This window comes from Lachnospiraceae bacterium GAM79 (assembly GCA_020735665.1).
GTDB lineage: Bacteria > Bacillota > Clostridia > Lachnospirales > Lachnospiraceae > Coprococcus.
On sequence record CP085928.1, the window covers coordinates 884,378 to 899,973 of the forward strand.

Genomic DNA, 15,596 nt, shown 5'->3' on the forward strand with positions numbered 1-15,596 from the left:
ACTAAGCTCACTGCTTACAGCAGTTTGCCAAGTACCGACGTGAAAAAAGGTTTGCTGCATGAAAGAATACAGAATCAGGACTTGGCAGATAAAAGGTATTGTTTCTGTCTATGATAAAATTAATGCAAAAATATGCTAAGGTGTATTTAGATATAAGGAAGATCTATGCAACAACCCTGTATCCCTTTCATTACGCAAAACACTTGCGTATTTGATTGACAATGCCCTTATTACAAGCTAAAATATGGTCAGTATAAAAAAATGTAAATTTACTGAAAAAAAAGCTTGCATTTTATCGTAGCTTCTGGTATATTAAACAAGTCGCTAAGATATATGGTTCATTGGTCAAGCGGTTAAGACGTCGCCCTCTCACGGCGAAAACAGGGGTTCGATTCCCCTATGAACTGCTATTTGATAACCTGGAAGTTTTTTCCAGGTTTTTTCTTTTTTATGCGTAATCTATAGTGCATGATAAAACTGCTTCGAATGAAAGACAGGCGAAAATAAAAACTATATTTATTGGAGGATTCCCATGAAGATTTTTAATACTCTTACAAGAACAAAAGAAGAATTTGTACCGATCAATGAAGGTAAAGTAGGAATCTATGTCTGCGGACCTACTGTATATGATTATATCCACATCGGAAACGCAAGACCAATGATCGTATTTGACACATTGAGACGGTATCTCACATATAAGGGATACGATGTAAATTATGTATCCAATTTTACAGATGTTGATGATAAGATCATCAAACGTGCAAATGAAGAAGGTGTTGATTCTAAGGTGATCTCTGAGCGTTTCATTGCAGAGACAAAGAAGGATATGGCAGCGATGAATGTACAGGAAGCTACGACACATCCAAAGGCTACCGAAGAGATCCCGGATATGATCGAGATGATCAAGACACTGATTGAAAAAGGACATGCATATGAAGTAAATGGCACTGTATATTTCCGTACCAGAAGCTTTGCAGACTATGGTAAATTATCCCATAAGAATATTGATGATCTGGAATCCGGACACAGAGCAGAGAACCATCAGCTTAAGGTTTCCGGTCAGGATGAGAAGGAAGATCCACTGGATTTCGTTCTCTGGAAGCCAAAGAAAGAGGGGGAACCGTTCTGGGAGTCACCATGGGGTGAAGGAAGACCGGGCTGGCATCTGGAATGTTCTGTTATGTCTAAGAAATATATCGGTGATATCATTGATATCCATGCAGGTGGTGAGGATCTGATCTTCCCACACCACGAAAATGAGATCGCACAGAGTGAAGCAGCAAATGATAAGGAATTTGCAAGATACTGGATGCATAACGGTTTCTTAAAGATCAACAACGAGAAGATGTCCAAGTCACTTGGCAACTTCTTTACAGTAAGAGAGATCGCAGACAAATATCCACTTCAGGTTATTCGTTTCTTTATGCTGTCTGCTCACTACAGAAGTCCATTGAACTTCTCGGCTGATCTGGTAGAGGCATCCAAGAATGGTCTGGAACGTATCCTGACTGCTGTTGACAAGTTAAAGTCACTTGCGCCGGCAGATGTGGAGGGTTCCGATGTTTCTGTCGAGGCAGAATTAGATGGATATACAAAACGATTTGAAACAGCTATGGACGATGATCTGAATACAGCAGATGCGATCTCAGTTATCTTTGAATTAGTAAAATATACAAATATCAATATTTCAAATGATACACCAAAGAAAACAGTAGATCTGGCAATCCGGACGATTGAGAAGCTGTGTGATATTCTTGGTATCATTACAGAGCGGGAAGAAGAACTGTTAGATTCTGATATCGAGGCTTTGATCAATGAACGTCAGGAAGCAAGAAAAGCAAAGAATTTTGCAAGAGCAGATGAGATCCGTAACATGCTCAGTGATAAGGGCATTATTCTTGAGGATACAAGAGAAGGAGTAAAATGGAAAAGAGCTTAGATCAGTATTTTACTGCGATATTAGGTGTAGAAGATTCCAATCCGGCAGAATATTCCGGGCTGGCGCTTGCTTATATAGGGGACAGTGTATTTGACCTTTTAGTAAAGACCGTTCTGGTATCAAAGGATAACAAGCAGGCATTCAAATATCATAAAGAAGCTATTCATATCGTAAATGCAGAGTCACAGGCAGGTTATATCGATCTGTTGGAAGAGAAACTGACCGAGCAGGAAATGGCGATATATAAGCGTGGAAGAAATACAAAGACACATTCCAAGGCAAAGAATGCGTCGGTAGGACAGTACAGGAAAGCTACCGGTTTTGAAGCGCTGATCGGCTATCTTTATCTGAATAAAGAATATGACCGTTTATTTGAGTTGACAAGAGACTGCCTGGAATCAAAACAACTGATTGAGCATTTACAATCTGATGATGTGGATTAGAAATGGAGCATAAGCATGGAAGAAAACAGAAATGAAAAGTTTGAGATAGAGGGTAGAAATGCAGTTATGGAAGCATTTCGTTCCGGTAAAACAGTTGACAAGTTATATCTGCAGGATGGCTGTCATGATGGCAGTATCAATTCAATCGTGCGTGAAGCAAAGAAGCAGGAGACGATTATTAATTATGTTTCGAAAGAGAAGCTGAACCAGATGTCTTCGACCGGGAAACATCAGGGTGTGATCGCTCATGTGGCAGCCTATGAATATTCAGCGATCGATGAGATCTTTGCAAAGGCTGAGGAAAAAGGACAGCCGCCATTTATCTTTATTTTGGATGAGATTGAAGATCCTCATAATCTTGGCGCGATCGTTCGTACAGCGAATCTGTGCGGTGCACATGGCGTTATTATTCCGAAACGAAGAGCGGTCGGAATTACAGCAACAGTTGTTAAGGCTTCTGCCGGTGCAATCGCATATACACCGGTGGTTAAGGTAACAAATCTGGCGAAGACGATTGATGAATTGAAAAAACGTGGTATGTGGTTTGCCTGTGCTGATATGGATGGAGAACTGATGTACCGCTGCAATCTGACCGGACCGATGGGACTTGTGATCGGAAATGAGGGTACAGGTGTCAGTCGTCTGGTAAAAGAAAAATGTGATTATGTTGTATCCATACCAATGAGTGGAGATATCGATTCATTAAATGCTTCGGTTGCGGCCGGAGTATTGGGATATGAGGTTGTCCGTCAGAGGATGGGTGTGAAATAGGGGAGTACCAGCGTCGTGGGTGTGTATGAAACAAATACCGATGAAGAAAATATCCGGTTGATCCGGGAAGAAAATGATAATGCCGCCTTTGAATATCTGATCAAAAAGTATATGGGAATCGTAAAGAAAGAGAGCCGTGCCCTGTATATTATCGGTGCAGAAAATGAGGACATCATTCAGGAAGGAATGATAGGGCTCATTAAAGCTATCCGAAGCTTTGACGGAAGCAAAGGGGCATCTTTTTCTACATTTGCAAATCTGTGTATCAAGCGACAGTTGATCACTGCGGTGAAGCTGTCGAATAGGAAGAAGCATTCTCCCCTTAATTATTATGTATCATTTTATACGGAAAATGACGATGATGTTGCGCTTGTGGATGAGCTGCAGGCAGACCAAGCATTTGAACCGGAGAATCAGATGCTTGGGCAGTTGGAATCCCAGAAGCTTGCGGAAGCGATTGATAAAAAACTCAGCAAATTTGAAAGACAGGTGTTAGAAGGATATCTTGCCGGAAAAAGCTATGATGAGCTAGCGGAAGCATTTGGCAAGCCGTATAAATCTATCGATAATGCGATCCAGCGAATACGAAAGAAATTACGGGATATAGAACAGGATTAAATATATATTTAATAAACAGGGTCAGGTCTGGAAATTGCAAAGAATAATTCGATAGTGACAAATGACCTATGAAAAAACTGAGCAAAAGATATGATTCTGGGGGAGCAGCTTATGATAAATTCTATAAATAAAAAAAATGGCCTGAGGAAAGTGATGATCATTGTCGGCATGTGCTTTGTCCTTGGGCTTTTTTCAGGATGTCTGGATTTATCGGATGAAACGAACGAAAATCAGACAGGAAATACAACAGAGAATATAACAGAATCGATTGACAGTACGGAAGCTACGTCAGATGAGCAGATAGCCTCGGAAGCGAATACCGGGGGCACAACAGACGATTTTGCCGGACTTACAGTTACTTTCTTAGATGTCGGGCAGGGGAATGCGGTGTTATTTTCCTGTGATGACCATTACATGATGATGGATGGAGGTCCGTCGTCAGCGTCTTCATTTGTCGTGGCATACCTGAAAAAACAGAATATAGAGTCACTTGATTATGTGATCGCGAGCCATTATGATTCTGATCATATAAATGGTCTGGTGGGTGTGTTGAATGTATTTGACACAGAGACTTTTATCGGCCCGGATTATGATGCAGATACAAAGATCTATGATTCGTTGATGGATAAGCTTGCGGCGCAGAACCTGACTGTTACATTCCCAAAGGCAGGGGATTCTTATACCTTTGGTGATGCGGTATTTACGATAGTAGCACCAATCACTTATAGTGATGATAATGAAAATGATAATTCTGTTGGAATTCGTATGACATATGGGGATACTTCATTCCTGATCTATGGGGATGGAGAAGAAGCCGGTGAGCAGGCAATGATCGCATCCGGAGAGGAACTTTCCAGTGACGTTCTGATGGTCAGTCATCACGGCAGCAGAAATGCCACAACAAAAGAGATGTTAGAGGCTGTTAAGCCCGGTTATGCGGTAATCAGCGTTGGGGCAGATAATTCATATGGACATCCGACCGAAGAAGTGCTTGATCGTTTGGCAAATGTAGGATGCACGGTGTATCGTACGGATCTGAATGGTACGATTCAGGCGTACAGTGATGGAAAAACAATTACTTTTATACCGGAACGGCAATCAGATATGTCAGGGGTGGGAGAAAATCAGAATCTGTCGGATGATACAACGAAAACAGATAATGTAACAAGAGAGAGTACGACAGAGAAAGTTCAGACGGAAATAGAAGCAGGATCAGAAAAGGCAGCAGAGCATACTTATATTATTAATACAAATACAGGAAAGTTTCATGAGCCGTCCTGCCGTTCAGTAAAGCGCATGAATGACAGCAATAAGAAAGAATATATCGGAAGCCGGGATGATCTGATCACGCAGGGGTATGAGCCATGTAAGATCTGTAATCCATAGGGTATGTTAAGAATGGGAGGATAAACGGATATGAAAAACAATTACAAATTTTTTCAGAATCGGGATTGTGAATTTTTCCCATGCCATAAAATAGAAAATGAAGATTCCTTTAATTGTCTGTTTTGTTATTGCCCCTTGTATCTGAAGGAAAACTGCCTTGGAAGTCCTGATTATATCTTAAATGGGAAAGGACAGAAAATCCGGGATTGCAGTAACTGTACGATCGTACATCGCCCGGAGATGTATGAAGCAGTGATTGCACAGTTTCAAAAGCAGGACTGTGTGGTATTCGTCAGTATTTGGGATCTGAAGGATGAAATCATGGCGCGGATCGCAGAGATTGCTTCATGGGAACAGATGGAGCCGGAGAGCAGAAAAGAGCATAAGGATGAAGCCGAGAAAACGGTTATGCGTTTTTTATCCAGATACAATAATCGAAACCGGTATCTGGTACCTGTACTTTTGCAGCCATTTTCCAGAGACTGTATTAAGTCTGATGGATTTATGCTCGGCAAAAAGAATATTTCATGCCGGATACTGGAACGAATAGATCCGTCAAAGATTACACAGGGATATCTGTATGCATTTCATGCCCCGGAGATCCGGATCAAGGAGATGGATTCATTACTAGGAACTTATTATCTGGAAACCTTTCAGATCGCATGTATGGATATTGTAAGAAAATGGATAAGAAAATACCTGGAACGAAAGCACAGTGTAGAGTTGGTGCATTACTGTAGTCCTTCTTTTGGACCCGGTTATTATGGAATGCCATTGGAAGCTGCCGGAATTCTTTGCAGCCTGATGGATACGGAACAGGTTGGAATCAGTTGGCATAAAGAACGAATGGAGCCGATGATGAGTCTTGCAGGAATTTATCTGATCAGTGAAGAACCACTGATACAGAACTGGAACGATTGTGAAAACTGTATCGGACAGTCCGTTGGATGTGAATACTGTATAAATAAATCCGGACATTAAAAAAGAGCTACTAACGGGAGTCGGACCCGTGACCTCCACATTACCAATGTGGCGCTCTACCACCTGAGCTATAGTAGCAACAACATTAGTTAATATATAGTAAAATGACGTATTTGTCAATAAGAGATTTGCTGAAAGTTATTGAAAATTGTAGGATTACAATACATGTGTTACAACTGAATATAAAAAAAGCAGAGATGCTTCTTTTGTGTTATATTTTAGTCACCACAACAAAAAAACAAAAAAGGAGTTCTCTGCTATGGCTACTATAACACAAGATATGCGGTATCGTCTATCCTTAATCAAATACGCTGAAAGGTTTGGTGTCACCAAAGCTGCTATCAAATATAAAACCAACCGTCAATACATTTATCGTTGGAAACGACGTTATGATGGTTCTATTGAGTCCCTTCGTGACCGCTCTCGCAGACCCCATCATCATCCAAACCAACATACCCCTGAAGAGATCAAGCTGATCTTTGATATGCGCAGACGCAATCCCAATGCCGGTCTTGTTGTCTTTTGGGTTAAACTCAAGCAGCGTGGTTACTCCCGTTCCATCCCTGGACTATACAGATTTCTCCGTAAGCAGGGAATTATGGCAGTTCATCCGCCAAATCCTAAATATATTCCAAAGCCTTACGAACAGATGGATTATCCGGGACAACGCATACAGGTTGATGTAAAATTTGTTCCTTCTGCATGCCTCAAAAACCCCAAGGTCATCGGCAAACAATTCTTTCAGTATACTGCCATTGACGAGTATTCCAGATGGCGTTTCGTAGAGGCTTTTGAAGAACACAACACGTATTCTTCTGCTATGTTTATAGAGCATCTGGTGAAAGCCTTTCCGTTACCCATTCAATGTATCCAAACTGATAATGGAGCAGAATTTACAAATCGTTTTACCACTCACCGTGATAAACCCACACTATTTCAGGTGCATCTGAAGCAGCATGGGATTCGCCATAAAGTTATACGACCCTTTACACCACGACATAACGGGAAAGTTGAAAGAAGCCACCGAAAGGATAATGAGCGTTTTTATGCAACTCATACTTTTTATTCTTTTGAGGACTTTGCCAAACAGTTGAAAGTGTATAATCGCAGGGATTATAACAACTTTCCTATGCGTCCATTAGGATGGAAATCTCCAAATCAGGTACTAAAGGATTATCTGGCATCTGTGTAACATATGTTTGACAAACCTACAAGATTTGCTGAAAGTTATTGAAAATTACTGAGTTTTGCTGAGTTTTAGAATTTGCAGTTGAGGCTTTATGTAAAATGTGATAGACTTAAAAAAGTCATGCTAATTATATGAAGGAGGCATTAATGATGGCAGAAGAATCAATCGGGAAAAATTTTATTGAACAGATTATTGATAAAGATATAGCGGAGGGCAAGGTAACGAAGGTAGTCACAAGATTTCCTCCGGAACCGAATGGATATTTGCATATAGGACATGCCAAATCCATATTATTGAACTATGGTCTTGCACAGGAATATGGCGGACAGTTTAATCTGAGATTTGACGATACAAATCCAACAAAGGAAAAGACAGAATTTGTAGAATCCATATTAGATGATGTAAGATGGCTGGGTGCCGATTTCGGAGACAGAGTATTCTTTGCATCCAATTATTTTGACCAGATGTATGAAGCAGCAGTCAAATTGATCAAGAAAGGCAAGGCATTTGTATGTGATCTGACAGCAGATGAGATCCGCGAATACAGAGGAACTCTGACAGAGCCGGGTAAAAACAGCCCATACAGAGACAGAAGTATTGAAGAAAATCTTGCATTATTTGAAGCAATGAAGAACGGAGAGTTCCCGGATGGAAGCAAGGTGCTTCGTGCAAAGATCGATATGGCTTCACCGAATATTAATATGCGCGATCCTGTTATCTATCGTGTTGCCCGTATGACACATCATAATACAGGGGATAAGTGGTGTATTTATCCAATGTATGATTTTGCTCATCCGATTGAGGATGCGATTGAAGGTGTAACGCATTCTATCTGTACACTGGAATTTGAGGATCACAGACCTTTATATGATTGGGTAGTACGGGAACTGGAATATGAGAATCCACCAAAGCAGATCGAATTTGCAAAGTTATATCTGACAAATGTAGTTACAGGTAAGAGATATATTAAGAAGCTGGTAGAGGATGGTATCGTAGATGGCTGGGATGATCCAAGACTTGTATCGATCGCAGCACTCAGAAGACGAGGATTTACTGCTTCTTCTATTAAGAAGTTTATGGAGTTGGTTGGTATCTCAAAGAGCCAGAGCTCTGTTGATTATGCGATGCTTGAGTATTGTCTGCGTGATGATCTGAAGCTTACAGCAAACCGTTATATGGCAGTCCTGAATCCGATCAAGCTGGTGATCGATAATTATCCGGAGGATCAGGTAGAATATCTGCCGGTTGAAAATAATCAGGAAAATGAGGAAGCAGGCTCCAGAGAAGTTGCATTCAGCAAATATCTCTATATTGAAAGAGATGATTTCATGGAAGAACCGCCTAAGAAATATTTCCGTCTGTTCCCTGGCAATGAGGTACGTCTGAAGAATGCATATTTTGTAACCTGTACAGGATATGAGAAGGATGAAGATGGAAATGTAACAGTTGTTCACTGTACTTATGATCCTGCAACCAAGAGTGGTTCAGGATTCGAAGGAAGAAAGGTAAAAGGAACGATACATTGGGTATCAGCAGAAAGTGCAATTGATGCTGAGGTTCGTTTATATGAGAATATCGTGGATGAAGAAAAAGGTAAGTTGAATGAGGATGGTACTTTGAATCTGAACCCAAATTCATTGACCGTATTACAGGGATGTAAGCTCGAGAAAGCATTTGAAGATGCAAAACCTGGTGAAGCATTCCAGTTCCTTCGTAATGGATTTTTCTGTGTAGATTCCAAAGACTCTACTAAGGAGCATCCTGTATATAACCGTATTGTTTCATTAAAGAGTTCCTATAAGCCGGGAAAATAATATTTAGCCTATTAAAAGTATGAAAAATGATATATCAGAATTAGAAAACAGAAAATTATATATCCTGATCTCCAAGACACACACAGTTCCTGCAAGAATCATCAAATTCTGGACAAAAGAGCCATATGCACATGCATCCATTGCATTGGATCTGGAGCTTCGGGAGATGTACAGCTTCGCCAGAAAGGGAATCTATAATCCGTTCAACTGTGGATTCATTATAGAAGATATTGATACCGGAATATTTGGCAGAGATGTTGAAACAAGCTGTGTTGTTCTGGAACTGACCGTGACAGATAAGCAGTACAGACATGTACTGCAGGAGCTTGCGGCATTTAAAGCAAATGCTGATCTCTATCGGTATAATTTTTGGGGACTTTATGGTGTTATACGAAATAAGGCGATTGAGAGGAAATATAATTATTTCTGTTCCCAGTTCGTGGCAAGTGTGTTAGAATGTTCTGGTATACATATTCTCGATAAACAACCGGGGCTTGTAAGGCCGGATGATTTTCGGAAGAGCAGTAATGTTAAGGTGATTTACAAAGGCCTGCTCAGAAGATATCGTGAATACCTGTGGACACATGATCTGGCACAGGCATTTGGCGGTCATGTAACCAAACAGGCAATGTAAAAAAAGTGACAATATTGCTGTGAATTTTATACTATATAAAAAATACTGTGTACATTACACTCACTATTATGAAGCAAACCTGCCCGAACGCCAGTCCTTAGTGAGCCATATAATACGGCGAACTTAGTACTGCTGCGTTGAGGGTAGAGCGAAAGCGTTTTGCGGAATAATATGTGAAGTGCAATGTACACAGTATTTTTGTGTGTATCCTATGTTTATCAGGCAGTAATATTGTCGCTTTTTATTCTACAAATGTATGATTAGCCTTGATTATGCCGCGAGGTAGGGCATCCTTTGAGTTCTTCCATGGTTCATTCTTGAATCGATAGTCGAATTTATCGATGAACCATCCGATATCTCCGTTGACACGTTCCATGTTTTCAAAATATAAGTGATTCAAAGCTTCTATGAATTCTTCACATTGGTTTTTGGACAGCTTTGTGACAGAGGTATCGTAGAGGATACCGTAGTGGTAAGTACAGAAGCCCTTGCTGCTTTTGAAGGTATCCTTGAATTCAGGATCTTTTTTCCACATATGAAAGATCGTATCGACATAGCGGTCAAAGGTACGATTCATACGGTCACAGATAAAGCAGGAGCTTTCCAGTTCTTTGATATATGCACCGACACCGGAAAAATTTGACTGCTTGGAAAAAAGTCCTGGTTTTGCAGGAGTTCCTTTTTCTGATAAAGCTTTCAGATCCCGGATCGTTTTATCAGTGTGTGTCTTTAACATCAGGGCAAGTCCCAGACGATTCTTTTCTTTATATAACATGCCGATGTGATGGGAGCAGAAGCCCATTTTATCTGTCATAGCACGATTATCGTCTTCCATATAGCTTGGTCCCATCGTATATTCGATGGCATGTTCCTCCAGCGTTTTCTGCATCTGACAGAGAGGACATTCACAGTCTGCATGAAAGGCATCGTTGACAGGTATTGTGTATAATTGTTCAGCCATAGTATTCTCCATTTCTATATATCATTTGGATAGCAGCCTTTGAACAGGCGTTATCCTGTATCATGTCAGAAATCATCGGTTTGATTCCTGTATTAGAAGCATATCATGCAACACCTGAATTTACAAATCAAAATCGCCGGTTTTCGTTCTGAATTCAGGGTATATTTCATATAATGTAAGAGACCTTGTCCATTTAATATATTTTTTATCATTTTAGGGGTTGATTTTTTCCACAAAATGAATACAATAATAATTGTGTTAGCACTCGAGAGATATGAGTGCTAGGAACTGCCGGAGTACATAAGGCAGATAAGAACGGATTTAATATGTTAGGAGGAATATATATTATGAAATTAGTACCATTAGGAGACAGAGTTGTATTAAAACAGTCCGTAGCAGAAGAGACAACAAAATCAGGTATTGTATTACCGGGACAGGCAAAAGAGAAGCCACAGTATGCAGATGTTGTAGAAGTTGGTCCCGGAGCTGTTGTCGATGGCGTTAAGGTTCCTATGGAAGTAAAGGCAGGAGACAGAGTTATTTATTCTAAATACGCAGGAACAGAAGTTAAGCTCGGTGATGATGAATATATCATCGTAAAACAGAGTGACATTCTTGCAGTTGTAAGCGAATAATCAGATAGCAGAAAAACAGTTGGAGGTAGAAAGAAATGGCAAAGGAAATTAAATACGGAGCAGAAGCCAGAAAGGCTCTTGAAGCAGGCGTAAATCAGTTAGCAGATACAGTAAGAGTAACACTTGGACCAAAAGGAAGAAACGTAGTTCTTGCAAAGTCATATGGTTCACCACTTATCACAAATGATGGTGTTACAATTGCAAAGGATATAGAGCTGGAAGATGCATTTGAGAACATGGGTGCTCAGATCGTTAAGGAAGTAGCAACAAAGACAAATGATGTTGCAGGTGATGGTACTACAACAGCTACTGTTCTTGCTCAGGCAATGATCAATGAAGGTATGAAAAACCTTGCAGCAGGAGCAAATCCAATCATCCTTAGAAAGGGTATGAAGAAGGCTTGTGACAAGGCTGTAGAAGCAATCTCAGAGATGAGCCAGACAATCAACGGCAAAGAGCAGATCGCAAGAGTTGCATCTATATCAGCGGGTGATGATGAAGTAGGGCAGATGGTTGCAGATGCTATGGAAAAGGTATCAAACGATGGTGTTATCACGATTGAAGAGTCCAAGTCCATGAAGACAGAGCTTGACCTCGTAGAAGGTATGCAGTTCGACAGAGGATATATTTCAGCTTACATGTCAACTGATATGGAGAAGATGGTTGCAGAACTTGATAATCCATACATCCTGATCACAGATAAGAAGATCTCAAATATTCAGGATATCCTTCCGGTACTTGAGCAGATCGTACAGGGTGGTCAGAAGCTTTTGATCATTGCGGAAGATGTAGAAGGCGAAGCACTTACAACATTGATCGTAAACAAGTTAAGAGGTACATTCCAGGTTGTAGCTGTTAAGGCTCCTGGTTATGGTGACAGAAGAAAAGAAATGTTACAGGATATCGCTATTCTTACAAATGGTAAGGTTATCTCTGAAGAACTCGGTTATGACTTAAAGGATACAACATTAGATGACCTTGGCCGTGCTAAGAGCGTAAAGGTAACAAAAGAGAATACAGTTATCGTAGATGGATTCGGAACAAAGGAAGATATCCAGGGCAGAGTAAATGTTATCAAGGCTCAGCTTGAGGAGACAACATCTGAATTTGATAAAGAGAAGCTTCAGGAAAGACTTGCAAAGCTTGCAGGTGGTGTAGCAGTTATCCGTGTTGGTGCAGCTACTGAGACAGAGATGAAGGAAGCTAAGCTCCGTATGGAAGATGCATTAAATGCTACCAGAGCTGCTGTAGAAGAAGGCATCATCGCAGGTGGTGGATCAGCATATATTCATGCAGCTAAGAAGGTTGCAGAACTGGTTGCAGACCTTGAAGGCGATGAGAAGACAGGTGCTAAGGTAGTTCTTAAGGCTATGGAAGCTCCGTTATTCCACATTTCAGCAAATGCCGGTCTGGAAGGATCTGTTATCATCAATAAGATCAAAGAATCACAGCCGGGTATCGGTTTTGATGCATACAATGAGAAGTATGTAGATATGATCGAAGCAGGTATCATCGATCCTGTTAAGGTTACAAGAAGTGCTTTACAGAACGCAACATCCGTAGCATCTACATTACTGACAACAGAATCTGTTGTAGCTGATATTAAGGAAGATGCTCCAGCTATGCCGGCAGGTGCAGGTATGGGCGGCGGAATGGGTATGATGTAAAAATAAAATATCACTCATAAAGTTCAAATAGAGAATAAAAAGGAAGATAGTATTGTTTATTATCGTGTAAGATACATGATAGTGACAGGCTATCTTTCTTTTTTTATACACGCATAGACCATATTTCCAGACCTAGTGAAACATTTCATGCCGTTTTTCAGACATTTCGTGCATAGAATCCGGTAAGGAGAAATGATTATGGTACAATACCAGAAAATAACTTATTTGGAACAACATAATGAGATATGCAGATATAATTATACTATATGTTGTATTATGTGTTGTATTCAGATGAATGAAAGGGGATAAGAAAATATGGTAAGACGACTAAAAGAAAACAAAGTTACAGGCATCCTGACGGCCTTGCTGGTTGGCATTGTTATGTTTGTTGGCATGGGAACAATGAAAGTAAATGCAACAGAATACAGGTCAGAAACGATTGATCCTACGACTCTACAGGTAGGGGATACGGTTTATGTAGGAGCTGAGTTATCTCCAGACAAACAGATAGTAGTTTGCAAGCAATGTCATATGATCTGGATAACATACGGTGGCTCTTCGCAATATGGAATTGGAGACAGAATCAATTCTATTGTAATGAGATCAGATGCACACAAAGATCATGCCGGTTATGTTGGATATAGTGAGTTTAATTTTTACTTCACAGGAGAATATTTACCTAGTAATACTCCATATACAGTTATGGGAAATTCAAATCTTGGATATACGATTAAATATAATACAAATGGTGGTAGTGCAATAGCAGATGCTGTTAAACAGACACATATACCGAGTATATTTCCAACGACGACCAGAATAGGATATATGTTAGAGGGCTGGTACACAGATGAGGAATGTACACAGGCAGCTCAGCGAGAACTTTCAATATTTGAAGATATAACATTATATGCAAAATGGATAGAAATAGGTGCACATGAGCATACATTTTCTGATAATTGGAGTAGTAATGCTTATGGACACTGGCATGCGGCAACCTGTGAACACAGTAATTTGGAGGAAAATTATCAGAAACATTCATATGGAACCACAGGTGAAGACAGATATACATGCTTAATCTGTAAGTACGTAGATGCAGACAAGAAAGCTGCGGCTGAGGTTGTAGATGCATCAAAGATAGTATTAAAAGCAGATGAAGTGCAGGTTGGGGACAAGATTTATTTTGGTAATCAGCTATCACCTAATAAATGGATCACTGTATGTAAGAAGTGTCATATGATCTGGATCACATCTGCTGATTCTGATCCGGATGATATAAGCGTTGGAATCGGTGTTGGAAGCCAGAAGTGTTACGAAGTTGAGCAGACGGATGAACATAAAGACCATAAAGATGATGTTGGATATGCAGATTTTAATTGGTATACAACAAATTCAAACAGTCCATTAGAGAGAAATGTTCCATATACAGTTATCGAGAATGATAACCTTGGATATAAGATTACATATAACACAAATGGCGGAAGTGAAGTAACTGAAGCCGTACATCAGAAGAAGCTCCCGGATGTGCTTCCAACAACAAGTAAAGCTGAATATGAATTTGCAGGCTGGTACACAGACGAGGCACTCACAAAGGCGGCTGTGCCGGGCAAAGCTTTAACAGGAAATACAATTCTTTATGCAAAGTGGACAGTGAAGCAGTCTACGCCATCAGATCCAGAGCCTTCAAAGCCAGTAGTAAAAGCAAAACGGACAAAAGTAAATGATCAGGCATTAAGCTCCAAGTTCAGTATCACTACAGGAAAGACGATAAAAGTAACGTGGGGTAAGGTTGCAAAAGCAGATGGATATGATGTATATATGGCATATTGTAAGAAGGGAAAATACACCGTTGTTAAGTCTGTAAAAGCTGCAAAGACCTTATCTGTGACGATCAATAAGCTGAACAAGAAGGCTGTAAATCAGAAAGATAATGTAAAATGTTATGTAGTTGCATATAAGAAGGTTGACGGCAAGAAAGTGACCATTGGAAAATCCATTACAGGTCATGCGGTTGGCAAGAAGAATACGACTGTAACAGATGTCAAGAAGATTCAGATAAAGAAATCTGCTTACAGCCTGAAAAAGGGAAAAACAGCTAAGATAAAAGCAACTATTGTTAAAAAGAATAATAAACTTCCACTTTTTGGTCATACAGCAAAATTCAGATATGACACATCAAATAAAAAGGTAGCAACTGTATCCAAAGATGGCAAGATCACAGCAAAAGGAAAAGGCACCTGTTATGTATATATCTATGCAGTAAATGGATGCGCTAAGAAAGTAAAGGTAACAGTTAAATAAAAGTAAATAGAAAGAAGTTATAAATTCGGCAGTGGCTTGGATGGACAGTAGTCTGAGACCACTGCTGATAAATGTTTCTGATAAATATTTCTAAAATAAGATGTTGACACACATGGATACATTTGATAATATTTATCGAGTAACTTAATATTCCATGAGGGAGTAGTTAGCGCGAAAGTGTGATTTGTCAACATTCTGATTATAATAAGAGAGTATAATCTGGCAAATCTTAAATAATGAGACTCATGTATATCGATTAA

Annotated in this window: 12 protein-coding genes, 2 tRNA genes and 1 pseudogene; 13 read left to right on the plus strand and 2 right to left on the minus strand. The window is 39.9% G+C overall.

The features are described 5' to 3' along the window. Nucleotides 1-335 precede the first annotated feature (335 nt). From LK416_03880 to LK416_03910, 7 genes and pseudogenes are all read left to right on the plus strand, one after another. Nucleotides 336-407: transfer RNA gene (locus LK416_03880), tRNA-Glu, on the plus strand. A gap of 125 nt (nt 408-532) precedes the next feature. After that, nucleotides 533-1,939, plus strand: a complete 1,407-nt coding sequence (gene cysS, locus LK416_03885; GenBank protein ID UEA75332.1) for a cysteine--tRNA ligase — start codon at nt 533-535, stop codon at nt 1,937-1,939. Further along, a complete protein-coding gene (locus tag LK416_03890) occupies nt 1,924-2,382 on the plus strand; it encodes a hypothetical protein (protein ID UEA75333.1) in 459 nt (152 codons plus the stop codon). Before cysS ends, LK416_03890 begins: the two co-directional genes overlap by 16 nt. A 15-nt stretch (nt 2,383-2,397) precedes the next feature. Continuing rightward, nucleotides 2,398-3,153 (plus strand): 23S rRNA (guanosine(2251)-2'-O)-methyltransferase RlmB, encoded by a 756-nt coding sequence (gene rlmB / locus LK416_03895; GenBank protein UEA75334.1) that lies wholly within the window; start codon nt 2,398-2,400, stop codon nt 3,151-3,153. Nucleotides 3,154-3,168: 15 nt separating this feature from the next. Next, entirely contained in the window at nt 3,169-3,771 is a 603-nt protein-coding gene (locus LK416_03900) for a sigma-70 family RNA polymerase sigma factor (GenBank protein UEA75335.1), read from the plus strand. A 111-nt stretch (nt 3,772-3,882) separates the two neighbouring features. After that, on the plus strand, nt 3,883-5,157 hold the full coding sequence (locus LK416_03905; GenBank protein UEA75336.1) for an MBL fold metallo-hydrolase: 1,275 nt from the start codon (nt 3,883-3,885) through the stop codon (nt 5,155-5,157). 30 nt (nt 5,158-5,187) lie between these two features. Continuing rightward, a pseudogene (locus LK416_03910) lies at nt 5,188-5,415 on the plus strand (cysteine-rich small domain-containing protein). A 728-nt stretch (nt 5,416-6,143) separates the two neighbouring features. Here LK416_03910 and LK416_03915 read toward each other — a convergent pair. After that, a tRNA-Thr gene (locus tag LK416_03915) sits at nt 6,144-6,216 on the minus strand. A gap of 181 nt (nt 6,217-6,397) precedes the next feature. On the opposite strand from LK416_03915, the gene LK416_03920 reads away from it, so the two are divergent. The 3 genes from LK416_03920 (at nt 6,398) to LK416_03930 (ending at nt 9,775) form a co-directional block, all read left to right on the plus strand. Next, nucleotides 6,398-7,330, plus strand: coding sequence for a DDE-type integrase/transposase/recombinase (locus LK416_03920; GenBank protein ID UEA75337.1), 933 nt, complete (start codon nt 6,398-6,400; stop codon nt 7,328-7,330). Nucleotides 7,331-7,476: 146 nt separating this feature from the next. Further along, nucleotides 7,477-9,141: a glutamine--tRNA ligase/YqeY domain fusion protein gene (locus LK416_03925; GenBank protein ID UEA75338.1), complete on the plus strand. Its 1,665-nt coding sequence runs from the start codon at nt 7,477-7,479 to the stop codon at nt 9,139-9,141. A 19-nt stretch (nt 9,142-9,160) separates the two neighbouring features. Then, the gene (locus LK416_03930) at nt 9,161-9,775 is read left to right on the plus strand and encodes a hypothetical protein (GenBank protein UEA75339.1); all 615 of its coding nucleotides are present in this window, start codon (nt 9,161-9,163) and stop codon (nt 9,773-9,775) included. Nucleotides 9,776-10,016: 241 nt separating this feature from the next. Here LK416_03930 and LK416_03935 read toward each other — a convergent pair whose 3' ends face one another. Further along, entirely contained in the window at nt 10,017-10,736 is a 720-nt protein-coding gene (locus LK416_03935; protein UEA75340.1) for a DUF6062 family protein, read from the minus strand. 347 nt (nt 10,737-11,083) lie between these two features. Between LK416_03935 and LK416_03940 the strand changes: the two genes are divergently transcribed. From LK416_03940 to LK416_03950, 3 genes are all read left to right on the plus strand, one after another. Beyond that, complete coding sequence (locus LK416_03940) at nt 11,084-11,371, plus strand: co-chaperone GroES (protein ID UEA75341.1); 288 nt, start codon at nt 11,084-11,086, stop codon at nt 11,369-11,371. Between the two features lie 35 nt (nt 11,372-11,406). Beyond that, nucleotides 11,407-13,038 carry a chaperonin GroEL gene (gene groL / locus LK416_03945; protein UEA75342.1) on the plus strand — a complete coding sequence of 544 codons (1,632 nt, stop codon included), beginning with the start codon at nt 11,407-11,409 and terminating at the stop codon, nt 13,036-13,038. A 315-nt stretch (nt 13,039-13,353) separates the two neighbouring features. Further along, nucleotides 13,354-15,336 carry an InlB B-repeat-containing protein gene (locus LK416_03950; GenBank protein UEA75343.1) on the plus strand — a complete coding sequence of 661 codons (1,983 nt, stop codon included), beginning with the start codon at nt 13,354-13,356 and terminating at the stop codon, nt 15,334-15,336. Nucleotides 15,337-15,596 lie beyond the last annotated feature (260 nt).